The sequence below is a fragment of the Acinetobacter sp. XH1741 genome, assembly GCF_041021895.1.
Classification (GTDB): Bacteria; Pseudomonadota; Gammaproteobacteria; order Pseudomonadales; family Moraxellaceae; genus Acinetobacter.
In genome coordinates this window covers 2,911,291-2,936,751 of the sequence record NZ_CP157428.1, presented here as the reverse complement: position 1 = coordinate 2,936,751, position 25,461 = coordinate 2,911,291, and the positions used below count along the sequence as shown (strand labels likewise).

Genomic DNA, 25,461 nt, shown 5'->3' with positions numbered 1-25,461 from the left:
TCAGATTTTAATTAGGCGGTAAGCCTAACTATAAATGCTCTAACGCCGTGCCTTTAACTGGGTTTCTACGCCAGTAATAAGGCTGTAAGAATCTAAGAAAAAGTTTCAACGGGGTAATCCATGCAATGCGTCGATTGGTTTTTTTGTTTTGCATAATTTGTTTCGCCAAATAAGCACAAACAACCTTAGGCGGGTCAATCACAAAGAAAAATAAACGTTTCATCTTTTTCCAGTTTTGTATATTGCCATTGGTCCAAGAAGAAACTAATAGATCGGTTGCCACCATGCCAGGGCTGAGCGTACCAGTTAAAATAGAAGTGGATTTTGTTTCTTTATAAAGTGCTTTACTAAAATAACTTACCGCTCGTTTGGTGGTTGCGTAAGGAGTCATTCCTGCACTCCATTCGCCGTTGCTTCCCCAACCTTCCATATTAAAAACTTGACCGTAACCTTGTTTCAGCATTCCCTTTAAAGCCACTTGCGAACCAAGCATGGTACCTAAAATATTGGTGGAAACGGCTGCGTTTAACTCATTTGGTTCTAGGTCAATAAAGTCTTTCGTTGGGTGGCAGCTTCCTGCATTATTAATCCAGACATTGACTTGTCCAAAATGCTGAATAGCGTTATCCCATAAGACTTGTACGTCAGCAATTTGTGTCACATCACAACATAAGCCAATAAACTTCTCTTGATTAAAATGTGCTCCTAAATGAGAAAGGGCGTAGTTAAGCTGCTCCGCGTTACGTCCAGTAATCACTACACAACATCCAAGCTCTAAAAAAGCATGGGCAAGTGCTAAACCAATACCTTTAGTACTACCCGTAATGACTACACAATAAACTTCACTTTTAGATAAACTCATTGAAATCTCTATATAAAATTCTAAAAACTTAGAAGGTTATTGCACAAATTTACCAAAGTCAGAAACCTGTTCTTTTAATAAAAGTAGATAGATAATTGATAAACTTATCATCGAAATATTCATTACAACAGGGTTGTAAGGCGAGATAAGTGTAGAGGGTTTTAAAAAACCAATTAAGAGGAGTAAACCGAATAAACCTAAAATACTTAAATAGTGAATATATTTATGAGTAGAAAAAAGAAACAATAAACCAAAAATAATTTCAGCTATACCGCTCGCGCGCCCTGCAAGTTTCGCATTTTCAAAAGATAATCCTATTGTTTGCCACACAAATATTTCATCAGCATTGATAAAAAGAAGTTTGGGAACTAATCCTTGATAGATCCATAAAAAAGCCAGCACAATATTTATAAATTTTAATGCATTAGCATTTGCCATTTGTGTTCTCTAAATGTTTGAAATTTCAGTTTTCATATGCTGAGCCATTATCTTTAGATTTATTTTACTATTCAAGAGCGATGAAAGAGGTCAGCAAATGACAGTTTTTATTATTTTCTCATGCTTAAAAATAAGGTCAGAATTTCACCCGACCAGAGTACGCCAATTTTTTATTGAAAACATAGGAGAACCACTCCTATGTTTTCAAACTTATGGTTCACTGACTAATCTTGATATATTTTTTAAAAGTATATTTCTTAGAAATTCTTTATAGGATTCATCTGTATTTTTGTTTGAATGTTGAACTAAATACCCATTGAGTTGTGTGATTATAATAATTGCTCTTTCTTTATATTCTTCTGATGATATTTCATTGTGAATAGGTAAAATGATTTTATATATAAGCTCAAGATTATACTTTTGTATGATTGACAAAGCATCATATACATAGGGTAAATGATCTGAGATTGAAAAAAACTCTTTAAATGTATTAGTAATGATCGGTTTTTCTATTTCATAGATTATATTGGTAATAATATTCATAAAGCGATGTAATGGTGCTTCATTTGCATTTAAATTGATTAAAATTTCAATTCGCTGTATGTAGTCACAAATTAATTTATTAAGCAGTGCTTTTAATAAAATATCTTTATTGGGGAAATAATGCTGTAGTGTACTTAAACTAATATTCGATTGATTAGCCACTCCTCTCATACTAAAGCCTGAATAACCCTTAGTAAGAAAAACGAGTTCAGCGTTTTTTAAGATTTGCTTTATTCTTTCTTGCCCTTTTAATGTGGTAAAGGACTTCTTTATTTGCATAGTATCAAAGGTATCAATTTTGATCATTATCCAGCCTGTAAGTACTATTTAAAAAAGGCATTCTAAACCATGAAATTAAAAAAATATAAATAAAATATTTAAATTCTATTAAACTAAATATAGGTCATATGACCGATAGTTCTCTAATATAGGTCATATGACTCAATTAAAAACAAAAAAATAGGTCAACTGACTTAATTTTATTTGTGTAGTATTAGTTAAAATAGGTCAACCTACCTATTTAAATATGGGTAAATAATATTAAGTTTTGTTGAATTTATAAACAATTGTATTTGAATGATAATTTAAGTTTTTTGATTAAAAAAAAGATATTTATTTTTTATAAATTTTAGCCATTTTTTTAAAGTAGGGGTGGGTATTTAACCAAGTGATTTTTTAAGAGTTCAAAAATTGATTTTAAATAACTCAACATAGTCTTTTTGTAATGTATGTATACAAGTTAAATAATTGTTATTAAATTGTGAAAAGAATCACATATTAGTAAATATTAATTTGTTTTATATATAAAACAAATTGGTCATATTTTATTTATTAAGTCTGATTCATTTTGTTCTACAAATCTAATCATTATATATGTAGGTTATGAATATGAAAAACATTCAGAAATCACTTCTTGCAGCATTAATAGTTGCTGGTTATGCGGTAAATACTCAAGCGGCTGTTACCGGACAAGTTGACGTTAAATTAAATGTCTCAACAGGCTGTACTGTAGGGGGTAGTCAAACTGAAGGAAATATGAACAAGTTTGGTACTTTAGATTTCGGTAAAACTTCTGGTACTTGGAACAACGTATTAACTGCTGAAGTTGCTTCTGCAGCAACCGGTGGCAATATTTCTGTAACGTGTGACGGAACTGATCCTGTTGATTTTACAGTTGCAATCGATGGTGGTGAACGTACAGACCGTACTTTAAAAAATACCGCATCTGCTGATGTAGTTGCATATAACGTTTACCGTGATGCTGCGCGTACAAACCTATATGTTGTGAATCAACCTCAACAGTTCAGTACGGTGAGTGGCCAAGCTACGGATGTACCAATTTTCGGTACAATCGCGCCAAATACGGGTACACCAAAAGCACAAGGCGATTATAAAGATACTCTCTTAGTAACAGTAAATTTCTAAATATAAAAAGAAATAATTAATTGAGTAGCAGGTTTGTTCGCAGTTGAATAAACCTGTTTTAAATGGAGGGGTGATGATATTTAATCGCGGTTCAGCATTTATATTTTTTTATTTTTTAATATCCTCGGTGAGTGCTGGAGAAATAGGAGCTAAATTAAATACACAAATTGAATTATTACCTTCTTGTTCTATTAATAATAAAGTTGTTGAAAATAATACGGCAAATTTAAATTTAGGAACTATTGATTTTGGTGAAACGACTACTGCATTTAATGGAATATTAGAGGCAAGTTTAGTTAATGGTGGTAATTCAGGTTTACAGATTGAATGTGCTGGTATTTCAACTGTAAAAATAACCTTTGGGTCTGGAAATAATGATAGTAAAGTTCCTGCTTCATTTTCACAAAATTATTATCATGCTTTGAGTAATGGTAGAGACTTTGTTGCTTATAACTTGCTCTATGGTTTAAGTAAACAAGTCATTAAAGCAAATGATGTATTTATTCTTAATGACATGAACATTAAAAAGAATATCGATATTTTTGGTCAGGCAACCCATGATGGTAGTCGTATATCTAAGGGTGAGTATACGGATATAGTGCCGATTACGATTGAGTTTTAAGAAAATGAAAGACTTTTGTTTTAAAGCAATATTTTTGTTGTCGGTTAGTCCGTTTATATATGCAGCAGACCCTCTATTAAATTCGAGTTTTAAAGTTCAAGCCAAAATTGAAAATGGATGCTCGATTGATAATGTTGAGCAGAAAATGGATTTTGGTCAATACTCAGCTTTATCCAAAGATAAAGTGATAGCGAATATTATAAATAGTGCAACTTCTTGGAATATTCGGTGTACCGAAAGCTTGCCTGTAAATATATCTATAGATGGTGGTCAAAACCTCGAGAATAATATTAGACGTATGAAAAATACTTCATCGTCTGATTATTTGTCTTATAAGTTATATAACTCGAGTAGTTTAATAAATGAATATGTTGTAGGGAGTACATATTTACTTCCTGCTACAACGCCTACAAACCATCTGGCAAATTTTCAAATATATGGTGTCGTTGATTTAGGAAATAATAATGAATCACATACCGCGGGAATTTATAAAGATACTGTTTCAATAATGATTTCATGGTGATTTGTATGAACAATTCTGCATTTATTAAAAATGGCATTTTAAAAACTTTTTTATTTGCAAGTACATTATCACTTGTGACGCCTGCGATGGCTCAAGCGACTTTTTTAATTTGGCCAATTTATCCGAAAATTGAAGCCAACGAAAAAGCGACTGCGGTTTGGTTGCAAAATACGGGCAAGACCGATGCGATGGTTCAGATTCGCGTATTTAAATGGAACCAAGACGGCTCAAAAGATAACTATAGCGAGCAATCTGAGGTTATACCAAGCCCACCTGTAGCTAAGATTAAAGCAGGTGAGAAGCACATGCTTCGCTTAACCAAAAGTGCTAATTTGCCAGATGGCAAAGAACAGTCATATCGCTTAATTGTAGATGAGTTACCGATTCGTCTTTCTGATGGAAACGAGCAAGATGCTTCTAAAGTGAGCTTCCAAATGCGTTACTCCATTCCGCTTTTTGCTTATGGAAAAGGTATAGGCAGTGGGTTAAATGAAGAAAGCCAAAAAGCGAATGCAAAAAATCCTTTAGCTAAGCCTGTATTACAATGGTCAATTCGCAACAATGAACAGGGGCAGTTTGAGTTATATCTTAAAAATAATGGTCAAAAATTTGCACGCCTTTCATCACTCAAAACGTCAAAAACTGGCAATGATATTTCTTTAGGAAAGGCTGCCTTTGGCTATGTTTTATCAAATAGCACCATGAAGTTTGCCATTGATAAGTCGACCGCAAATGAGCTGTTAAAAACTTCTAAAATATATGGTGTTGATAGCTCCGGCATAAAACAAGAGTTGATCGAAATCACCAAAATGGAGGATCCAACATGATCCTTCGGCATAATAATTTATGCAAAAGTATTTTGCTAATTTTGTTGTCGGGTGGATGCTTAAATATTCCCAATATTGCTCTTGCTGGCGAATTGCCTCCACCACCAAAAGATATTAACGAAATTAATCAACTGTTTAAACTGTACCTCGACTTGGTTGTAAACCAATATTCAGTGCAACAAGTTGTACCTGTTATTGTTAAAAATGATGAGTACTTTATACAAAAAAACAAGCTCATTGATGAGTTGGAAATTCAGATTCCTCAAGAGTTATTAACCAATACTGAGACTGCCTTAACCAATCAAGATATCTTAACTTTGGGGTTTAATGGCGATGCGAGTGACTGGATATCTTTAGATAAATTAAAAGATGTAAGCTATGAATATAATTCATCAAACCAATATTTTAAGCTGAACTTCCCGCCTGCTTGGATGCCAACTCAAGTTTTGGGTAAAGACTCATGGTATAAGCCAGTTGTTGCTCAGTCGGGTATAGGGCTACTCAATAACTATGATTTTTATACTTATAGACCGCATCAAGGTGGGTCAACCAGCAGTTTATTTACAGAGCAGCGTTTTTTCTCTCCATTAGGGGTAATTAAAAACTCTGGTGTCTATGTCAAAAATCAGTATAAAAATGAAGGTAACGCCGAGACTTTAGACAATGACGGCTATCGTCGTTATGACACATCTTGGCAGTTTGACAACCAAAAGAATGCGACCTCTTTCTTGCTGGGTGACATTATTACGGGAAGTAAAACCACGTGGGGGAGTTCGGTTCGCCTCGGTGGTTTTCAGGTACAAAGAAACTATTCAACCCGACCCGATTTAATTACCTATCCATTACCACAGTTTATTGGGCAAGCTGCATTACCAAGCACAGTCGACTTAATTATTAATGGTCAAAAGACCAGCTCAACTGAAGTACAGTCTGGCCCGTTTATATTAAACAATGTTCCCTTTATTAATGGGAAAGGGGAAGCCGTTGTGGTGACGACCGATGCGGTCGGGCGTCAGGTTACTACGGCCGTTCCATTTTATATTGCAAATACATTGTTAAAACCGGGACTATTCGACTATTCATTGTCGTTAGGGAAAATCCGTGAAGACTACGGATTGAAGAATTTTTCTTATGGGAAATTTGCAAGTGCTGCCGATGCCCGATATGGGGTAAATGATTGGTTAACTATAGAAGGACGAACAGAGCTTTCTTCAGACCTACAGTTATTCGGTGCAGGGTCTGTACTCAAGCTTGCAAACTTAGGGGTGCTCAGTGCTTCTTTTACCCAAAGTAAAGCCGATAAGTCGATGTTTGGTGATCGGACGAAAGACTTACAGGGTAAGCAATATACAGTCGGGTACAGCTATAACCGTAATCGGTTTGGTTTTAGCATTAACCATAACCACCGTGATGATGAATACACCGACCTTTCACGACTGCAATATAGCAATTTAATTTCGGTCAATAGTAATGAAAGCTTAACGGCCAATACTTACTTTGCGACCAAAAACTCAGGGACTTTTGGTGTCGGATATATTGATACCAAAGCAAATGACTTTAAAAACCGGTTCTTAAACTTGTCATGGGCACCTGTTTTACCAACTTATATGAATGGCGTAACCGTTTCACTCAGTGCAAACCGTGATTTTATTGAAAAAGAGTGGAGTGCTGCATTTCAAGTTTCAATCCCACTGTTCCAGCGAAACGCTACTGTAAACTCGGGTTATGCATTTAATAAACAGGGTGATACTGGCTATATTAACTTCAACCGTTCTGTACCATCCGAAGGTGGTTTCGGTGTCGATTTGACCCGACGCTATAATGAAAATAGTGAAGATTTAAATCAGGCACGGGTCAACTACCGCAACGGTTATATCAATACAGACTTTGGTATGTCTGGAAATCATGACTATAACTACTGGTTTGGTTTATCTGGTTCCCTCATTTATATGTCAGGCGAAGTATTTGCTTCGAACCGCTTGGGTGAGTCTTTTGCATTGGTCGACACCAACCAAGTACCGGATGTTCTGGTCAGATACGAAAACAGTTTAATTGGTCGAAGTAATAAAAAAGGCCATATTTTTGTGCCATCCGTGACGCCTTATTATTCGGGTAAATACAGTGTCGACCCAATCGACTTACCTTCAAACTTTACCATTACCCAAGTGGAACAGCGTATTTCCGCTAAACGCGGTTCGGGTGTGGTGATTAAGTTCCCGGTTCATCAGTCTATTGCTGCCAACGTTTATTTGACTCAAGCAGATGGCAAACCTATACCGGTGGGTTCTGTGGTGCATAGAGAGGACCAAGAGTCGTCATATGTGGGAATGGATGGCATTGTCTATTTAGAAAATTTAAAACCGAACAATACCGTAACGGTTCAACGTTCGGATCAAAGCATTTGTAAAGCAGATTTTTCTGTAGATGTAGAGCAAGCCAAGCAACAGATTGTGGTGGTTAAGCCTGTTACGTGTCATGAGGTATCTTTACCATGAATATAAAAACAAAAAAATTACTCAGCCATTTATGCCTGTTTTCTGGACTTATGCTGGCTGGAAATTTGGCTCATGCTGCATGTAGCGTGAGCGCTTCTGGTTCATCTTCTATTTCAGTTCCGTCTATCTACTTAACGGAAAATGGTGAGAACTCTTCACAGTTTAATTCGGGTTTATCATGTACGGGTTTTAGCTTGGCTTTGGCGAACATGACTTATTTAAAGTATCGGGTTGAGCAAATGTCGAATACATTTACCAATGCTCAAACCGGAGAAAAGCTCAATGCCATTATTTTAGACAGTAACAATGAAATTCTGAGTTTAGGCCAAGAGAAAGACATGAGTAGCTTTACGCTAGTCAATCTTTTTAGTGGGCCAGATGGTAATTTGCCTTTCTATATACGCCTTCCGGCTGGGCAAACTGTATCACCGGGTGTTTATCAGGCTGACTCACCGTTAAAAGTAAAATGGTTTTATTCTGTACCGGGTGTCGCTATTGCCGGCATCGGGATCTTCTTTGAAAGCCCTGGGTTTAAACGTGGGGTATTAGGTATTGGTTTTAACTGGGGAAGTGGAGCTGATTCACTCGGTTCACTTTCAATTACCGTACTTCCGGACTGTCGAATTTTAACTCAAGACGTAAACTTTGGTACGGCAGCATTTGCTTCCAAGCTTGAGCCTGTACAGTCATCTATGGGAATTCGGTGCTCTGTAAATACTCCGTATTATGTGAGTTTAAATGATGGACTTTCCCCGCAAAATGGCAACCAACGTGCCATGAAGTCGCAAACGGGAAATACATTTTTAAAATACGATATTTTTAAAAACTCATCGAATGACCGATGGGGAAGTGGTAATGAACGTTGGTCGAGTTTAAATGCGACTATCAATCCGGGTGTACATAACGGAGTGACCCAGCAGAGCTATGTGTTTACCACAAAAATTGTCGATGAAAATGCAGACACTACACCAGCGGGAACCTATCAAGACACGGTGACAGTACAAGTCGAGTTTTAGATTTTGTTTGTTTTACTAAGGATAAAAGCTCAGTTCATGGGCTTTTTTTCTTGGAAAATATTTTACAATCAAATAATTAATATAGGTTTTAACTTTAAATCAGGAAGGGCAAAGTATGTTAGTTATGTCTGATAAACAGCAGCCTAAACATGTATTAACTAGCATAGACTCATACATTCCTTTTTCTATTGAGTTCTCTGAAAATAGAGTAGCTGATCTATACTGGCGATGTGGAAATGGAAAAACTTGTTTATTTGAACTAGGTTTAAGTAACACTGGAGAAGTAATTAATATTACTCTTACATCAATAAATAATAGTAACGTTTTGAAAAACAACAGTAACTTTGAAATTCCATTTCCTGTGGAAAATGTCCTACCTAAATTTGATGTCTCAGATTGGAATATAATATCTCAGGATTATTCCAACATATTTAAAGATGATTTTAATTATGAACTACAATTAGTTGTAGGTTCAGATTACTTGGCATTAAATTTTTTAAATATTGAAAAATCAATACATTACTTTAAAAATGAAGAGTTATATTTTGGATTTAACTCTAATAACGAACTATCATCAATACAGTTAACTCATATTACCGCTGAAGAAATTGAAATCATAAAAAGAAATTTTTAAGGTCGATACAAACTAATTTGAGATATTCACAACATACAACTACTCAAGCTCTAATTGGTCGTCATCTTTGGTAATTTTGATCTTAATCTTTTTATATTTTCGCTTATTGGGATCTAACGCTGAGTTCATTACTTCATCCGCAAAAGGCGGGCACTGCATGAGTTTTGCATAAGCTCTATAGCCGATGCATATTCGAGCAGGTGGGCAATCGGTTCTTTTTGAATAGTATTCAATGAGTGAGTTCAGTTCCTGTAATAAAGTTTGCTGTTCCATCATACATACTTAACCATTAGACAATTTAAGCATAATAGACTTATGAGTTCGGTGAAATATGTATTAAAAATACTTGTTCATTGAATTGTGATGTGGTTGGCTAAAATCACTATTTTGTGTATCAAGTTTGTTTTCATATAGGTGTGCGATGTTTTTTTAACCGAAATGTCATAATGAAAAGTTAAGTTAAGCCTATAACAAAAAAAGATGAAGATTGTTGCGAACAATAAAACCAAGAAGCAATTTTCAAGTAAAGCTGGTCTGTTGTAATTAAGCTAATTCGAAAGAATTGGCTTTTTTGTTTGAATTAAATTTTGTTCTAAAAAGTCTTCTGATAGGTAATTTTTATACTCATTTCTATCGGTTTAGACATTAATAGGAATCTCATAAGTTACAACTTCGTATTTGGGGCCTGTAGATTTTGAAACTACTTTCCCTCCTAGAGATTCAGCAATTTTTCGACTTGGGTAGTTTTCTTCGGCGACTGGATAAACAAAAAAGTTCGGCTTAACAAAGTCAATTGCCCACTTTACTACCGCCGTTACAGCTTCTCTACCATAGCCATGATGGTGATAATCTTCGCGTATCCATATGCCTAACTCTGGGTTACTGGTTTGCATACGATGTAGGCCAACAAGCCCTATAAATACTTGAGAAGATACCTCTCTGATAACAAATATAATTTCAGTTCCATCAGCAAAGTTTTTTAGCCATTTACTCCAAGTTTGATCGAACTCCTGTCTTGGTTGAGGATCCCAAGCCATATAGCGTGTGAGTGTAGGGGTAATACAGTTGTATATTTCATCTGCATCTTCCGCCGTAAATGGATTTAGATTAAGTCTTTGAGTAGAAATACTCACTTCATACAAACTCATAATAATCCTTATATAAATCACGTAAATTTAATAGTTATCAAAAATATATTATTCGTACTCAAGCTAAAGTAAACAATAAGCTTTTACTAGGCATATATACTGAGTTTTATATAAATAATTTATAAACCCCTCCTTAACAATAACTCATTCATTATTTATCTTTACTTTTTAATGATCTAATTTAAAACAAATGTCATTTTGTGTGCTTGACTACATGTGACTTGGACACTATTCTTTGCCTGCTGGCCTACATTGCCAGTCGGTCGTCGCAGACCGAACTTCAAGAGCATTAAAAGATTCTTCTTTTAGTGTGTACACCCTCGCGCCCCCTCTATGGTGGAACGGAGGGGGACACCTTCGGGTGTGCTGGGTCTCTTGAAGCCAGTCTGCGAACCCCTTTCGTTCTGCCACCATAATTTATAATGCTTTGGCAGAACTCCCAATAAAAAGGAGTTGGCTTTGTACATTCATTATTTCTTGGCTCTCGATGCCAAAAGCTATAACGACACAGCTTAAAAAATTACAGCAGCTTGAACGCCCTAGGGTTTTCAGGCTTTACGTCATTTTTACTTAAAACTTAGCAACAACAAAACTTGAGATGTGCCAAGCACCGTCTTGCGGCTTTGCTGTGCCTTTTTTTCTCCCAAAAAGGGCACAGGCTTTTTTCTCATATCCATACAACAAGAATTTTATAACGGTAAAACTATGCCAAATTACTTAGAAACCTCTTCCAAAAAATTACACATTATTGATACCTCTATTCGTCTATTTACGACTTATGGATTTCACACAGCAGGTGTCGATTTAATCGTGAAAGAGTCAGAAATACCCAAAGCCACGCTTTATAACTTTTTTGGCTCAAAAGAAGGTCTAGTTGAAATGTGTATTGTCTTTCAAAAAAGTCTGCTCAAAGAAGAAGTACTCGCCATCATTTACTCAAGCCGTTACTACACGTCAAAAGATAAAATTAAAGAAATTATTGTGTTACATACCCATTTAAACAGCCTGTACCATTTATTACTTAAGGCCATTTTTGAAACGAAACTGGTATACCCGAAGGCCTACCGCATGGCAGTTGAATATCGCAAATGGTTGCACCATGAGATTTTTGACCTAATTTTTAGCGGAGAAACCCGCGAACCAAAATTTGATGCCAACATGGTGGTAAATCTTATAGATGGTTTGCTGCTACAAGCTTTAAGCTCAAATAGTTTGGATGAAAGAGATACGGTGGTGGAACGGTTTTTTATTTTTTAAAAATTATAAATGGGGGCAATTGACCGAAATAATAAAATTTACGTCGAAACCTCCATAGTTAATTTAAATCTAAACACCTAACATCTAGGTACTGACTAAGAATGAGTAGGATAAAAATGAATACTATTCAACAAAGAAAATCTGAAGGTGTGATGCGGTATTTAATAAAAAAAATAAGCGTAATAGGCTTCGTAGTCTGTGCCACACATGTATCTGCCGCTGAAGTAATAAAAACAGGAGACTCGGCAATGGGTTATCAAAAACAAGTCGCTTGGCAACAAATTGAACAATTTCTTCCGCAAGAATTTCATATTGCTAAAGACCAATTACCCAAAGAAGAATGGTGGGCTTGGAATGGCAATAACATTCATTTAGATACGTACCGAAACCCAAATGCAAAAATTAAGGTCATTCTATTTCACGGTGTAGGCACCAATGGCCGTCAAATGTCGATGATTTTAGGTAAGCCTTTGGCAGATCGGGGCTATGAAACAATAGCAGTCGATATGCCCGGCTATGGTGTAACACAAGTGGGGAAAGGCAAAGTTATTCGCTATAACGATTGGGTGCAGGCAGGTAGTGACTTGGTTGATGTTGAATTGGCAAAAGATAACCGTCCGGTTGTACTGTATGGCTTAAGTGCAGGTGGAATGCTGACTTATCATGTTGCTGCCAAGAATAAAAAAGTAAAAGCAATTGTTGGCATGACTTTCCTTGATACAAGTGACAAAAAGGTGAGAGACACGGTAGCAAGTAACTTATTTATGAGTCGGGTAGGCACACCAATTACGCATTTGACTGCAAAAACACCGTTGGCATCTATGCGAGTTCCAATGAGCTGGGCAAGTAAAATGAGTACTTTGGTAAATAACAAAGAGGCTTTAAAGGTCTTTATGAAAGATAAAACCTCGGCTGGTAACTCGGTTTCACTTACTTTTTTAGATACCTACATACACTACAAACCAGAGATTGCGCCTGAAGATTTTGATGTATGCCCAGTCTTGTTAACCCAACCGGAAAAAGACCGTTGGACGCCGCTTGATTTGAGTACGCCATTTCTTAGTCGTATTCACAAAGTTCCTGTAAAAACTGTGATATTACAAAATGCGGGGCACTATCCTTTAGAGCAACCGGGTTTATCGCAAATGGTGAATGCTATTGACAGTTTTTATAGTACTACCGTGAAATAAGGCATTAATGAATGAAGTGATTTAAAGATATGATCGGTAGGAGAAATGCAACGTTAATCGGGCTCATCGCTGTTTTGCTATGGAGTTCTATTGTTGGACTAATTCGTAGTGTGACCGAGAGCTTGGGCGCAACGGGTGGTATAGCCATGATGTACAGCGTTGCCTCTGTCTTTCTCTTGCTTAGCATAGGGTTTCCAAAACTGAGTGAATTCCCTAAGCGCTATTTAATTTGGGGCAGCTTATTGTTTGTGTCCTATGAGTTATGTCTTGCATTATCTATTGGTTATTCAAATACCAACCGCCAAGCTATTGAAGTAGGTATAGTCAATTATTTATGGCCAGCTCTGACAATGGTCGCGGCTATTTTATTTAACAATCAAAAATCTAACTGGTTAGTAATTCCCGGATTCATTATTGCCATTTTAGGAATCTGCTGGGTACTAGGTGGTGAGAAAGGTCTTAATTTGGAGAGTATGCTCGAAAATATAAAAGACAATCCTCTCAGTTATGGGCTGGCTTTTATCGGTGCATTAATTTGGGCGACATACTGTACGGTAACTGCAAGAATCGCCAACGGAAAAAATGGCGTAACACTCTTTTTCATACTCACAGCACTGGCGTTATGGGTGAAGTATCTCGTCATTGGCGGGGCACCAATGGTATTTGATTTCCATGCAGTGATCTATCTTGTACTTGCTGCTGCCGCAATGGGTTTTGGCTATGCAGCATGGAATGTCGGTATTTTGCATGGCAATGTAACGATTCTTGCTGGCGCGTCTTACTTTATACCTGTGTTTTCAGCAGCTTTGGCAGCAATTGTTTTACAAACACCGCTTTCCATGTCGTTTTGGCAAGGGGCAGCCATGGTATGTATCGGTTCGGTTTTATGTTGGCTTGCCACGCGGCAGAAGTAATAAATTTGAAGACACTGGTTTGAGGTAGATCAGTTATTTAAATAACGAGGTTTCACTAACTTTTACTTATAAAATGACTGCGAAAGTTCAAAAATACATGGTTTTAGACAAAATAATCTCGTCAAAAACCATGTGGCTTATATAAATAGGAAGTGCTATTTAAAGCTTATTTAACTCGATACCATGTCTGGTTTCGGCCAATTGCAGAGATACCAATATAACCACGTGCGGTGAGTTTGTCCCAACTTGGAGATACCGATACGCTAAAGCGATAGGTCTTGTCTGACTGAGGGTCAAGAATAGATCCTTTGTCATATTTGTTTTGGCTTACATTTTTTAAGTTTTTGACAATAGTTAAGCCAATTAAAGATTTATTTTTATATGTGCCTTCACACATAGTGCATTTATTGGCTTCGCTTGGAACAAGAATTTTTTCGATATTAGCAGTCAAAACGCCGTTTTTGTCTTCGCTAAATTTGATGAGTGCTCTAGGCTGATTGGTTTCATCATCAATGGTTTTCCAAACAGTGCCATTAAGTTTGTCGGCAGCAAAGGAATGAACCGAAAAAGAGCTGAGTAAAAGTAGGAATAGATATTTTTTCATAACAATCATTTCTCAAATTAACAAATAGGGTGGCTTTAACTGCCAAAATTATTCATTTTAAAGTCAACTTTACAGCCTTCTTTGTTTTGAATCTAGAAGGTTAACATTATGCAAAATCGTATTGTATTTTCAGATATTACGTTGATCGCTTTTTTTATGCAATTGCGAGAATGGCAGAATTATTTCGTTTTAAAGGTGCTGTTGGCGGGGCGAGTGGTTGATTGAAACAGAACAAGGCATCTTGAAAGCTCAAGCTGGATTGGACACGACGACAAGAAGCAAAGATGTCTATGGCTTGTCATTTATTGACTAAGACAGATTCTTAGGTAGGGACAATTGCATTAGAGGTTGGTTATCAGTCTGAGGCTGCGTTCGGAAAAGCTTTTAAAAAGCATATTGGTATGTTGCCGGGACAATACCGACGTACCAAATCATCCTTTCAATGAGTTTATAAAAATACTTTTTAATTTATTCATCTAAGTGACAAATATAATCAATCACTTCATCTGTCATAATTTTAAATTTACTATTTTCAGGCACATTAAAAGATTCGCCACTCGAGTAAATTTTAGCTTCTGGTTCATCACCAATTTGAACAGTACATTTTCCTGAAATTATCTCAATGCGTTCTGGTACGTGAGTTTTAAAGGTTAATGATGTAGGGGTAGGAAGAATGACACCTAAGGTTTTCTTTGAGCCATCTTCAAATTCAATCATGTGACTCACAGAATGGCCTTCAAAGTGAACATTTGCTTTTTTTCTTATAGAAACGGAATCAAATTGATTTTGCATGTTTTTGTCCATTTTATTGTATTGAGCACTTTCGAAATAATAATAAGAAAACATCAGTTCATTCAAGCTATAAAATTATATTTTTAACTAGCTCATAAAAGTAAGTTTTTCTTAACAACCTTTTTAATCAAAAATGAATGCCATTTGAGTCATTAAACACTTAAGCAGCTCAATAAGACACCCCACTTGAATGAAGTGATCAAACAATTTGTTGCTAAAATGTGGCTTAAGATAAATAAAAAATATCAACTATTTTCTAATTTAAATCGATTACGTTTAATCCATCACACATTATAAAAATAATATGAAAATCATGAAATTATTGTTAATTGACAGGGGGTGATATTAAGTTTTATAACTAAAACATCCTGAAACTGTTTCTTTATAGAAGCAGAGAAATGACAATAAAAAATGACGAGTTATTAGAACAAAAAGATAAGGAGAAGAAATGAATCTCATTAAATACGCCTTATTTTCTCTTATGGGAATGCTGATCATAAATAATGCAGAGGCGGGAAATGCATCGACATCTTTAAAGGTCAGTTTAACCATTCTTGAAAGTTGTGAGGTCTCAACACAAGGAAATTTAGATTTTGGTTCAGTTGTCCGTGCGCAACCCGTTGCTCCTGCAACCACGAATGTTTCTGTGCAATGCACTCACAATACGCCGTATCAATTGGCTATAACTTCAGACAATAACTTTGAACTTAAATCTGCTGCCAACACAGCATCTGTCGCATACGTATTATTTCAAGATGCAGGCCATACTCAAATTTGGGGAGGGACAGGAAGTAAAATACATTCGGGAGTCGCAACAGGTATGAAAGAAAATATTCCTGTTCATGGGATGATTACATCGAGTACCAATGTTCAGGCAACAAAGTATGAAGATTGGGTACGTGTGAATGTGGTCTATTGATGGCAGCTCAGCAAAGTGTAATGAATGAAACCTTGTGAGCTGTACAAATTTTTTTATTTATTGATGAGCCATTGAATTGAGGCATCAAACAGTTTTAACCCATCGTCAGATAGATTGGTAAAGGTGTCATTATTAAGGAAGAACATGAGTCGTTTTGCAGGTGCTAAAGATTCATAATCCATTGTTGCGCCTTTCTCATAACCCCAAATGGCCACTTTTTCAGGTTGCCCATAAATAGTTGCGATAATAGTCGCGCCTAATCCGGGTTTGCCCCAACTCATAGGTGCTTGTGCTTTATACACATTATGAGTTCCCGCAGGAAGATGCGCAGACAATGGATGCGGTGCATTGACTAACCACAAATAACGTTCTTTCTCGACTTCGCCAAAATCGGTATTAATGCGTTTACCGGTCATTGCCAAGTCATCAAGATAATCGTTTTCCCACGTCATAAGTGGAACGGGTAGCTGACGCCATCCCGATTGCATATTCTTAGACGCGACAGTAGAAGAGATAATAACTAAATCTGTATTCTTTAAATTGTTTGGTGAAACAGATTGATCTAATACCTCAACTTGATAGCCTTTGCTTTGCAAGTACTTTTGAATGGCAATATCTGTGCTAGCCGATGAACCCTTAACCTGTGAAATCAGGGCAATTCGTGTTTGGGCATAAACAGAAGAGCTAAACAGTGTGCCAATCAACACCAAGATAGAAAGAAGCTTTTTCATATTGATCTCAAAAGAGCAGTGATTTAAACACTGCTCTGATCCTCTGTTTTAGAATTTAAAGGTTGCACGTAATACCGCTTGACGAGAGTCGCCTTGAGACACGGCCAAATTATTGACGCTCGCTGTGTAGTAGGTTTTGTCAAAGATATTATTTAAATTAAATTGGAACGTGACTGCTTGTTTAGCAATGGTCGTGTCATAGCTCACAAAGGCATTAGCAAGGGTATAGTCAGGTAGGTCGAAGGTATTTTCCGAATCCCCAGCACGTTTGCCCACATAGTTACCGCTTACACCAAAACGTAAATTACCGTTATAAAGTTCACCGTAGTTATAGGCCAATGCTAAAGAAGCAGTGTTTTTCGCTACATTATTCAAGCGATTGCCTTCAAGGCCACTTTCATCTTCGGTTACTTTAGCATCTGTATAAGCATAGGTCAGGGTCGCATCAAGTTGATCGGTTACGCGTCCTGTCAGGTCGAGTTCAGCTCCCTTAGAACGTACTGCACCTGTAGTATGTAGTTCAACTTCACCAGTCGATGAGTTAGTGACTTTAGCTAAAACATTACGTTTTTTAATATCGTAGAGCGCAAAATTGGCTTTAATACGGTCATTTAACTCATATTTTGCACCCACTTCATAAGATTTGGCTTGTTCTGGTTGCACATCAGAGTTAATAACCGCATCGCCACCCAAAGGCGCAATTGAAGAAGAAGGCTTAAGTGACTCGGTATAGCTACCATAGAATGAAAGCTGGTCATTCCACTTATAGACTAAACCTGCATGTGGAAGCCAAGCATCATCATTGGTATTGGTATTTTCTTTAAACGGTCTACCACGGCCAGCAGTTTGTTGATAGTTCAGGTAACGTCCGCCAAGTACAGCAATCCATTTTTCATTTAAGTGAATTGCATCTTGTACGTAAAAACCATAGGTATGCAGTTTATCGGTTTGGTCGCTATCTGATGCCACAACATTTTGAGATGGTTCGATAGTTCCAAAACTTGGATTTAAATAATCTAAAGTTGAGGTATTGCCACGCACCATATCTGGACGGAAATATTTACGGTATTCGATGTCTGAACCAATTTGAATGTCATGTTTTAAACCAAACAGATTGGTTGAACCCGTGACATACGCTTGAGCATTACTATCTATGCTTTGTGCATTTAAGGTTGCATCTGTACGGCGTGTCACGGTGTGATTAGTCGTATCTAACTTGGTCACACGTAATTGGTTAGCATCATAGGTTTCATAGTTATAGGTATAGCCTAAGTGAGCTGACCAGTTATCATTAATTTGGTGATCTACCAACAACTGCGCCAAATGATCTTCACCTTTCATTTGGTTAAAAGCTTCATCTAGGCGTTGGTATTTAGAGATAGGGAGGGCTTTGTTGGTTTTCGGGTCAAAAACGGTAGAGCGGTCAAATGGCACATCAAAGTGACGGTATTGATAGCTCAGGTTTACTTTAGTTTGACCATTATCCCAAGCCACAGACGGAGCAATTAAAGTCTGTTTCAGGTTACCAAAATTACGCCAGTAGTCTGCATCAGAATGATCGGCAATAAAGCGATAGGCAAAGTTACTACCACTAATTGCACCCGTGGTATCTATGCTTGCGCCTAGACCATTTTTACCCGCAGCAAAGCTTGAACCATAGAGTGAAAGTTCAGTTTTCTGAGTTGTCTCAGGTTTTTTTGTAATGACATTGACTACACCGCCCGGGTCCATAATGCCATAGAGTAATGAAGCTGGGCCTTTTAAAACTTCAACTTGTTCAACTGCCGCATTCATGGTTCGGCCTTGCACAATTGGCATACCATTTACGGTAATTGAACCGTCGCGGTTATCACCAAAGCCGCGTTTCATTACGGTGTCTTGCGTACCACCTAAAGTATTGCCCTGCGTAATACCACTGACTTGGGTTAGTGCATTGTCCAAGTTTGCAGGCAAATAATCTTTCATATATTGCTTAGATACGACGTTTACAGTTTGCGGGCTTTCTAGATTTTTTTGTTTGCCTCTGAGGGTCGACGCTGTTTGTGTACCAATATAGCTTGAGTCTGCTTCAGCCTGAACTTTAATCGTTTCTAGTTGCGCTGGTTGGATTGCGGTTGCTTCTGCCCAAGACATCATCGGGATGAGAGATAAAAGTAAGGGGCTACTATGTTTTAAAATTTCAACAGTAATTAAATTTTTACGCGGGGAGAAAGCAAACATAAGTATACCTAAGTGATATAAAAATCGTGAAAGGCCAAATAAGAGCGACTATTCAAGCGAACAAAAAGGAGTGCCGACTAGACTCAAAAAAGTGTGTAAAGTATATATAAATGAGACTCATTTGCAATGGTTTGCAGGCAATAAAGCCGTAGGAAAAATTAATAATAATTTAACTTTTTAATTAGATTATCTTTTATGCTCGGCCATTCTTCATCAATGATACTAAACCTGACAGAATTCCTTTTTCTGCCATTAGGCATAATTCGCTCATTTCTAACAACACCTTCTTTCTGAGCGCCTAGTCTTAAAATCGCATTCTGTGATTTTTCATTCAGTACATCTGTTGTGAATTGAACTCTAACGCAATTTAACTCTTCAAAGGCATATTGCAGAAGCAAATATTTTGCTTCTGTATTTACGTATGTTCGCTGCCATGATTTTGAGTACCAAGTACTTCCAATTTCCAACTTTAAATTTTTTCTATCTATTTTCCAAAATCTGGTAGACCCAATGATTTTCCCTGTGGCGATATCTTCGACTATAAAAGGAAGAACTGTACCCGAGTGGTAACCCTCTAGGGCGTGCTGAATATAGTCATCTATAGTTTCTGCTGAAGGAACTACAGTGAAAGGGAGGTTCCATAGTTCTCCATCTGAAGCAGCGGCGACTAAGGCTTTTGAATCTTCAATGGTTAATATGCGTAACCGAATACGTTCACTTGAAAGCGTTATGTTTAAAGGCATAACAGAGGTCCTAATGAGAAGTTAGCAAATAAAGAGATTACCCCGAGTTTTATTTAAATCGACTATTAAGATCGCCACTTGAAACCGTAGTATTGAGCGAATGCTGTTTTAATAAAACCATCCCAAGCTGAACGAGCTAATGCTCCACCAAGACTAATGCGTCTTACACCCAAGTATGCAAGCTCTGCCGCCGTTAAATCACTATCCCAACCAATTAAAACGTTTACGGGTTTTGGTGAAACGGCATTCACAACAGCGATGATTTGTTCACGAGTTTTAATACCGGGCGCATATAGACAGTCAGCACCAGCTTCTGAATATGCTTTTAACCTGTTAATGGTATCTTCTAAATCGGGCACACCTACAAAGAAGTTTTCAGCACGACCGATAAGCATCACGTTAGTTCCACTTTGATCGATCGCTACACGAGCTGCTCGTATTCTTTCAACTGCATCAGAAATATCACGTAGTGGCTTTTCAGTATTTCCGGTTGAATCCTCAATAGAAATACCTGCTATACCTGTATCAAGTGCCATCAAAACATTTTCAATAATGCCTTGAGTTGTATCTGAAAAGCCACTTTCAAAATCAGCATTGATAGGTAGGTTAGTGGACTGAACCATATAACGTAGATGTGCCAGTGTTTCATCTCGGTCGAGCTGACCATCTGCTTTGCCGCAAGACCATGCATAGCCTGAGCTGGTTGTAGCAAGTGCTTTATAGCCGAGTTGTTCGAGTATTTTTGCGCTGCCTGCATCCCAAGGGTTGGGTAAAATAAAGAATCCCTCTTCATGGAGTGCGCGGAAATTTTTTCTTTTCTCATCAATTGAGATTTTCATTATTTCGTACTCTTTTTAGTGTATTTACTTAAATTTAGTCACTTAATCTTGTCTTTATAGAAAAGGCTTAAAAGGTGAGTTGAGGCTAAATGACTATAACAATTTTTTAACTTATAGAAATATAATCACTTCTTCATTTCAAATAAGAAAATCAAAATAAAGTGATGTTCATTTTTGGACATGGATTATAGATTTTCTGAAGCTATATAAATCCATTTATCGTCATAAAAAACTCGAGTTAGCGTTTTATTATTTTTGTACGTAACAAGAGAGAAATCAGAAACTATTTTATGACGAACGAGGATAGGCTATGAAAAACACTTATTTAGTTACAGGCGCTACAAAAGGTATTGGAAAAGCTATTAGCGATGCACTGTCCTTGCAGGGGCATCAAGTGATTGGTATTGCCAGAAACATTGACAATATAGACTTTCGCGGACAGCTTTTTAGTTGTGATCTATCCAATATAGAACAGACTGAAGAAACCTTAGCTTTAATTTCTCAATCTCATGTCATACATGGAATCGTAAATAACTCAGGAATTAGCTTACCTCAACCTTTAGGGCAGATTTCCTTTCTTGCTTTAGAGGAAGTTTGGAACTTAAATGTAAGAGCTGCTATACAAGTAACTCAGCATTTTGTTGCTCAACTAAAAGCACAGCGCTTTGGACGAATTGTTAATATTGGCAGTAGGGCAATTTATGGAGCAAAACAACGGACAGCATACTCGGCAGCAAAAAGTGCATTGGTCGGGTGTACTAAAACTTGGGCACTTGAGTTGGCTGAGTTTGGAATAACGGTAAACTGTATCGCACCGGGGCCAATTGAAACGGAACTTTTTAGAAAAACCAGACCAGTTGGAAGTGAAGCTGAAAAAGCGATATTAGAAAGTATTCCCCTAGGACGGATTGGCACACCACAAGATGTTGCACATGCCGTATCTTTTTTACTATCAGAACATGCAGGTTTTATTACGGGTCAAGTTTTAAATGTTGATGGTGGGGGAAGCTTATAGAGCACAGCAAATTAACAGAAAAATTATAAGAATAATCTAATATATTGTTCGTTGAATTGATTTATCTCAAATAAATAGTGCAGAGAAGCTTGAAGGTATGAAGTTAAACTTAGATAAATATGACCGCGTAATATTAGATTTTCTACAGAAGGACTGCACATTGGCAATAGGAGATATTGCTGAAAAAGTGGGATTAAGTAACACGGCCTGTTGGCGAAGAATACATAAGATGGAAGAAGAAGGTATTATTCGTGCAAAAGTTGCTTTGCTAGACCGTAAAAAACTTAACATTAATGTGATTGTGATGGTATTTATTAAAACTGCACAACACAATATTGAATGGATTCAGAAATTTCACGCTCATATCTATAACATAGATGAAGTGATTGAAGTTTATAGAATGGCAGGTGAAACAGATTATTTACTTAAAGTCGCCGTATCTGATGTTGCTGAATACGATAAAGTTTATAAAAAATTAATTGAAATTAATGGATTGGCCGATGTGAGCTCTAGTTTTGCAATGGAGCAAATTAAATATACGACAGAACTTCCTTTAAATTTTTTCTAATAAAAGCAACTGGCGATACCATTAAAGACTAAGGACCGGCGAAACATGCTAGAAGCAAAACCTTATTTACGTTCGGTACAAATTAAAGCAAATATGCAGGTCGACTGGTCAATTTATCCCTTTGCCATACCAGCCGTTAATGATATTGAACACTTAACTTTCCATCCAGATGTCACTTTTTTTGTGGGTGAAAATGGTTCTGGTAAGTCGACTATTATGGAAGCCATCGCTTTGGCACTTGGCTTTTCAGAAGAAGGCGGCACTCTAAATGTGCGACTTAATTCAGCAAGTAGTTCATCAGGTTTATTTCAATATTTAAGAATGATTAAAAGCTTTAAAAAGCCTAAAGACTATTATTTTTTAAGAGCCGAGAGTTATTACAATGTCGTCACATATATGAATGAAGTGGGTTATGTAAAAAGTTATGGTGGCAATATCCATGCTTGTTCACATGGGGAAAGCTTTTTAAAGTTGCTGACCAATAAATTACAAGGTGAAGGGCTTTATTTATTAGATGAACCTGAAGCGGCTCTTTCACCTAGCATGCAATTTGTAGCTTTGTCGGCTATTCATGAATTATGCAAAAATCACTCACAACTCATTATTGCAACGCACTCGCCAATTTTACTGGCTTATCCTAATGCTAAAATTTATCACTTTTCTGACTCAGGGATCCGTGAAATCCAGTATGAGCAAACGGAACATTTTCGAGTGACGCATGATTTTTTAAATAATTACCAAAAGCGTATCCAGCAAATCATGGATGAATAATAACGATAGAGGAAGAAGTATCCGACTTACGATCAAGTCCACACAATAAGCTGATCAATGACGAGCTTTATAAAAATAGTTCATGCTAAGACATGTATATCGGATTAAAAATCTAATTTTTAATGTAAATAGTAAATAAAAATCTAATTTTTATATAAAAAACAGAAAAGATTAAAATTTATATCCTGTGAAATCTAACTATTATCAATTGGTAATAAAGTTGATATGTTTCTCGGAATATAAAAGTGAATCAATTCAGTACAGATGTCATTAATTTAGGGCGAACACCAGAGCGCTTTGATGGTCTAGTAAACACACCTGTTTTTCGTGGTTCGACTATTGTTGTAAATAGCTTTAGTGAATGGGAGGAATTTAAACGAAATGGTGGGGTATATCGACATTACGGCCGTTTCGGTGCTGCAACAGCTAAATCTTTTGAAAGTGCAATCAATGCGCTTGAAGGTGGTGCGGGTAGTATGGTGTTTCCATCTGGGTTATCGGCATGTACGCATTCACTTATGGCTTGTGTTGAGGCAAATAGTCATGTTTTGATTGCCGATAACATCTATGGCCCAACCCGAAATTTTGCTGACAATATCTTAGTCAGAATGGGGGTAAGTGTTGAATATTTTGACTCTACCAACCTTGAAGCCTTAATTGAAAAAATTAATCATCATACCAGTGTAGTATTTATTGAGTCGCCGGGTTCAATGACATTTGAACTGAGTGATGTAGCAGCAATTTCTTCAATTAGCCATCAATACGGTGCAAAAGTATTAGTCGATAATTCTTGGGCAACGCCATTACTTTTTCAACCATTAAAGCATGGTGCTGATATTTCGATTCAGTCCGTAACCAAATACATTGGCGGCCATTCTGACATATTAATGGGGGTGGCAACTGCAAATGCCGAAACATACGAACAGCTCACTAAAACCGGTCATTGGTTTGGTGAAACGACAAGCCCTGACGACATTTATTTGGCTTCACGTGGCTTGCGCAGTTTAGCGGTAAGGTTAAAGCAACATGAAAATAGTGCTCTCATCATTGCGCAATTTCTAGCAACACATCCAGCTATTAAGGAAGTGCTTCATCCTGCCTTAGAAACCAGTCCTTATCATGATTTGTGGTTAAGAGATTTTGATGGTTCATCTGGCGTATTTGCTTTTTATTTAAAAGAGTCTGAACCTTCTTATGTGCAAAAATTCTTTGATTCGTTGAAATTATTTCATATTGGGTTGTCTTGGGGTGGATTTGAAAGTCTGATTCTACCTGTTGGACAAGCTGATCGAACTCATACCGATCTACCTAAAGATGGCTATTTGGTGCGTTTGAATATTGGGCTAGAATCGGTTTTCGATCTACAAAAAGATTTGGAATATGCACTACAGTGCGCAGAGCAGATGCTTGTTGAAAGTGTTTTATAGCCGTCTTACAACCTAGCTGGGTTGATAAGCTAGACTTTTTGCACACCAGCCGCTTCATTTGTGACAGGCGCTGTCATTCCTGTAGATGGTGGCTATTCCAGTATAGCGGGCCATCTACTCTTAGGATCCTGTTGCTACATTTATTACAGCTCAACTAACGTTATGAAAGAAAGCCCTATTAAAAGGGCTTTACTGTGTTTTAGTTGAGTTTTAAATATTCATCTTTGAGCTTATCAAGAAAAATAAACAGATTTTGGTTCATTTCTTGGTAGTTGTGGCTTTGTAACTCTTCACGCGTGTTTACGAATTTATAATCATGAACCTGATTTAGTTCAACGGCCGAATGCTGAATAAGTAATTCGACGACTTCAGGTGTCAGTTCCATATGACATTGCAAGCCATAAACTAATTTTGAATACTCAACAATTTGTCGTGGACATCCTGCGCTAAAAGCAATAATTTTTGCATCACTCGTTAAGCCGGGCATATCATTATGCCAATGTCCCACGTCTGTCATTTTTCCTAAATGTGAAAATAGCGAATGCTTAACGCCGTATTCTGTGAGCATAATAGGAAACTTGCCAATTTCTCTTTCTGGACTATGCTCAAAATTCGCTCCTAAAGCTTCGCCTATAAGCTGTGAACCCAGACATACTCCTAAAACCACTTTATTCGCCTCAATCGCTTTTCTAATAACTGCTTGCTCGGCAAGTGAATTAAAATGAGGGCACATTTCAACTGTAGTATCTGGACTTTGTGGACCACCCATCACAATTAAGAAATCTATGTCTTCAACCTTTGAAGGTAAGGGGTCGTTTAAATACACTCTTGAATATGTCATGTCAAAGTGATGTCTTTTGCCCCAAATTTCGTATGCACCTGGTGCTTCAAAATCTTCATGAACAATAAAATGTAGATGCATGAGTGTCCTCAAGTTC

At 37.0% G+C, this 25,461-nt stretch carries 28 protein-coding genes; 16 read left to right on the top strand and 12 right to left on the bottom strand.

Annotated elements, in window-relative coordinates:
- Positions 1-28: 28 nt before the first annotated feature.
- The 3 genes from ABLB96_RS14045 to ABLB96_RS14035 form a co-directional block, all read right to left on the bottom strand.
- The gene (locus tag ABLB96_RS14045; protein ID WP_348896816.1) at positions 29-862 is read right to left on the bottom strand and encodes an SDR family oxidoreductase; all 834 of its coding nucleotides are present in this window, start codon (positions 860-862) and stop codon (positions 29-31) included.
- Positions 863-898: 36 nt separating this feature from the next.
- A complete protein-coding gene (locus tag ABLB96_RS14040) occupies positions 899-1,300 on the bottom strand; it encodes a DoxX-like family protein (RefSeq protein ID WP_348896815.1) in 402 nt (133 codons plus the stop codon).
- A 210-nt stretch (positions 1,301-1,510) separates the two neighbouring features.
- Complete coding sequence (locus ABLB96_RS14035) at positions 1,511-2,149, bottom strand: TetR/AcrR family transcriptional regulator (protein ID WP_348896814.1); 639 nt, start codon at positions 2,147-2,149, stop codon at positions 1,511-1,513.
- Between the two features lie 582 nt (positions 2,150-2,731).
- Between ABLB96_RS14035 and csuAB the strand changes: the two genes are divergently transcribed.
- The 7 genes from csuAB (at position 2,732) to ABLB96_RS14000 (ending at position 9,385) form a co-directional block, all read left to right on the top strand.
- Positions 2,732-3,268, top strand: coding sequence for a Csu fimbrial major subunit CsuAB (csuAB, locus tag ABLB96_RS14030; protein ID WP_348896813.1), 537 nt, complete (start codon positions 2,732-2,734; stop codon positions 3,266-3,268).
- A 73-nt stretch (positions 3,269-3,341) separates the two neighbouring features.
- Positions 3,342-3,890 (top strand): spore coat protein U domain-containing protein, encoded by a 549-nt coding sequence (locus tag ABLB96_RS14025; RefSeq protein ID WP_348896843.1) that lies wholly within the window; start codon positions 3,342-3,344, stop codon positions 3,888-3,890.
- Between the two features lie 4 nt (positions 3,891-3,894).
- Entirely contained in the window at positions 3,895-4,413 is a 519-nt protein-coding gene (locus ABLB96_RS14020) for a spore coat U domain-containing protein (RefSeq protein ID WP_348896812.1), read from the top strand.
- Positions 4,407-5,240 carry a molecular chaperone gene (locus tag ABLB96_RS14015; protein WP_348896811.1) on the top strand — a complete coding sequence of 278 codons (834 nt, stop codon included), beginning with the start codon at positions 4,407-4,409 and terminating at the stop codon, positions 5,238-5,240. The genes ABLB96_RS14020 and ABLB96_RS14015 overlap by 7 nt, the downstream gene beginning before the upstream one ends.
- The gene (csuD, locus tag ABLB96_RS14010; protein WP_348896810.1) at positions 5,237-7,735 is read left to right on the top strand and encodes a Csu fimbrial usher CsuD; all 2,499 of its coding nucleotides are present in this window, start codon (positions 5,237-5,239) and stop codon (positions 7,733-7,735) included. Before ABLB96_RS14015 ends, csuD begins: the two co-directional genes overlap by 4 nt.
- Positions 7,732-8,751: a Csu fimbrial tip adhesin CsuE gene (gene csuE, locus ABLB96_RS14005; RefSeq protein ID WP_348896809.1), complete on the top strand. Its 1,020-nt coding sequence runs from the start codon at positions 7,732-7,734 to the stop codon at positions 8,749-8,751. The genes csuD and csuE overlap by 4 nt, the downstream gene beginning before the upstream one ends.
- Positions 8,752-8,875: 124 nt before the next feature.
- The gene (locus tag ABLB96_RS14000; RefSeq protein ID WP_348896808.1) at positions 8,876-9,385 is read left to right on the top strand and encodes an acetyltransferase; all 510 of its coding nucleotides are present in this window, start codon (positions 8,876-8,878) and stop codon (positions 9,383-9,385) included.
- A gap of 39 nt (positions 9,386-9,424) precedes the next feature.
- Here ABLB96_RS14000 and ABLB96_RS13995 read toward each other — a convergent pair whose 3' ends face one another.
- Together ABLB96_RS13995 and ABLB96_RS13990 are read right to left on the bottom strand one after the other, a co-directional pair.
- Positions 9,425-9,658 (bottom strand): hypothetical protein, encoded by a 234-nt coding sequence (locus ABLB96_RS13995; protein ID WP_309455263.1) that lies wholly within the window; start codon positions 9,656-9,658, stop codon positions 9,425-9,427.
- Positions 9,659-10,023: 365 nt separating this feature from the next.
- Positions 10,024-10,533, bottom strand: coding sequence for a GNAT family N-acetyltransferase (locus ABLB96_RS13990; protein WP_348896807.1), 510 nt, complete (start codon positions 10,531-10,533; stop codon positions 10,024-10,026).
- A gap of 705 nt (positions 10,534-11,238) precedes the next feature.
- Here ABLB96_RS13990 and ABLB96_RS13985 point away from each other — a divergent pair.
- The 3 genes from ABLB96_RS13985 (at position 11,239) to yddG (ending at position 13,894) form a co-directional block, all read left to right on the top strand.
- Positions 11,239-11,790, top strand: a complete 552-nt coding sequence (locus ABLB96_RS13985) for a TetR/AcrR family transcriptional regulator (RefSeq protein WP_348896806.1) — start codon at positions 11,239-11,241, stop codon at positions 11,788-11,790.
- 116 nt (positions 11,791-11,906) lie between these two features.
- Positions 11,907-12,980: an alpha/beta fold hydrolase gene (locus ABLB96_RS13980; RefSeq protein WP_348896805.1), complete on the top strand. Its 1,074-nt coding sequence runs from the start codon at positions 11,907-11,909 to the stop codon at positions 12,978-12,980.
- A gap of 29 nt (positions 12,981-13,009) precedes the next feature.
- On the top strand, positions 13,010-13,894 hold the full coding sequence (gene yddG, locus ABLB96_RS13975) for an aromatic amino acid DMT transporter YddG (protein WP_348896804.1): 885 nt from the start codon (positions 13,010-13,012) through the stop codon (positions 13,892-13,894).
- A 166-nt stretch (positions 13,895-14,060) separates the two neighbouring features.
- Here yddG and ABLB96_RS13970 read toward each other — a convergent pair whose 3' ends face one another.
- A complete protein-coding gene (locus ABLB96_RS13970) occupies positions 14,061-14,498 on the bottom strand; it encodes a DUF2147 domain-containing protein (RefSeq protein ID WP_348896803.1) in 438 nt (145 codons plus the stop codon).
- A 335-nt stretch (positions 14,499-14,833) separates the two neighbouring features.
- On the opposite strand from ABLB96_RS13970, the gene ABLB96_RS13965 reads away from it, so the two are divergent.
- Positions 14,834-14,944 (top strand): helix-turn-helix domain-containing protein, encoded by a 111-nt coding sequence (locus tag ABLB96_RS13965; protein WP_369030206.1) that lies wholly within the window; start codon positions 14,834-14,836, stop codon positions 14,942-14,944.
- Between the two features lie 22 nt (positions 14,945-14,966).
- On the opposite strand, the gene ABLB96_RS13960 is transcribed toward ABLB96_RS13965, so the two are convergent.
- On the bottom strand, positions 14,967-15,290 hold the full coding sequence (locus ABLB96_RS13960; RefSeq protein WP_348896801.1) for a pyrimidine/purine nucleoside phosphorylase: 324 nt from the start codon (positions 15,288-15,290) through the stop codon (positions 14,967-14,969).
- 448 nt (positions 15,291-15,738) lie between these two features.
- Between ABLB96_RS13960 and ABLB96_RS13955 the strand changes: the two genes are divergently transcribed.
- The gene (locus ABLB96_RS13955) at positions 15,739-16,209 is read left to right on the top strand and encodes a spore coat U domain-containing protein (protein WP_348896800.1); all 471 of its coding nucleotides are present in this window, start codon (positions 15,739-15,741) and stop codon (positions 16,207-16,209) included.
- A 53-nt stretch (positions 16,210-16,262) separates the two neighbouring features.
- Here the strand turns inward: ABLB96_RS13955 and ABLB96_RS13950 are convergent, their stop codons facing one another.
- From ABLB96_RS13950 to ABLB96_RS13935, 4 genes are all read right to left on the bottom strand, one after another.
- Positions 16,263-16,940: a hypothetical protein gene (locus ABLB96_RS13950; RefSeq protein ID WP_348896799.1), complete on the bottom strand. Its 678-nt coding sequence runs from the start codon at positions 16,938-16,940 to the stop codon at positions 16,263-16,265.
- A gap of 48 nt (positions 16,941-16,988) precedes the next feature.
- A complete protein-coding gene (locus ABLB96_RS13945; protein WP_348896798.1) occupies positions 16,989-19,160 on the bottom strand; it encodes a TonB-dependent siderophore receptor in 2,172 nt (723 codons plus the stop codon).
- Positions 19,161-19,318: 158 nt separating this feature from the next.
- Complete coding sequence (locus ABLB96_RS13940; RefSeq protein ID WP_348896797.1) at positions 19,319-19,903, bottom strand: GNAT family protein; 585 nt, start codon at positions 19,901-19,903, stop codon at positions 19,319-19,321.
- A 65-nt stretch (positions 19,904-19,968) separates the two neighbouring features.
- Positions 19,969-20,742: an isocitrate lyase/phosphoenolpyruvate mutase family protein gene (locus ABLB96_RS13935; RefSeq protein ID WP_348896796.1), complete on the bottom strand. Its 774-nt coding sequence runs from the start codon at positions 20,740-20,742 to the stop codon at positions 19,969-19,971.
- Positions 20,743-21,052: 310 nt separating this feature from the next.
- Here ABLB96_RS13935 and ABLB96_RS13930 point away from each other — a divergent pair, with 310 nt between their 5' ends.
- The 4 genes from ABLB96_RS13930 to metC all read left to right on the top strand — a co-directional run bounded on the left by ABLB96_RS13930 (position 21,053) and on the right by metC (position 24,523).
- Positions 21,053-21,757, top strand: coding sequence for an SDR family oxidoreductase (locus tag ABLB96_RS13930; RefSeq protein WP_348896795.1), 705 nt, complete (start codon positions 21,053-21,055; stop codon positions 21,755-21,757).
- 97 nt (positions 21,758-21,854) lie between these two features.
- A complete protein-coding gene (locus tag ABLB96_RS13925; protein ID WP_348896794.1) occupies positions 21,855-22,325 on the top strand; it encodes an Lrp/AsnC family transcriptional regulator in 471 nt (156 codons plus the stop codon).
- 45 nt (positions 22,326-22,370) lie between these two features.
- Positions 22,371-23,096 (top strand): AAA family ATPase, encoded by a 726-nt coding sequence (locus ABLB96_RS13920; protein WP_348896793.1) that lies wholly within the window; start codon positions 22,371-22,373, stop codon positions 23,094-23,096.
- 245 nt (positions 23,097-23,341) lie between these two features.
- Entirely contained in the window at positions 23,342-24,523 is a 1,182-nt protein-coding gene (gene metC / locus ABLB96_RS13915; RefSeq protein WP_348896792.1) for a cystathionine beta-lyase, read from the top strand.
- Between the two features lie 199 nt (positions 24,524-24,722).
- Here the strand turns inward: metC and ABLB96_RS13910 are convergent, their stop codons facing one another.
- Positions 24,723-25,445: a type 1 glutamine amidotransferase gene (locus ABLB96_RS13910; RefSeq protein ID WP_348896791.1), complete on the bottom strand. Its 723-nt coding sequence runs from the start codon at positions 25,443-25,445 to the stop codon at positions 24,723-24,725.
- Positions 25,446-25,461: the final 16 nt, after the last annotated feature.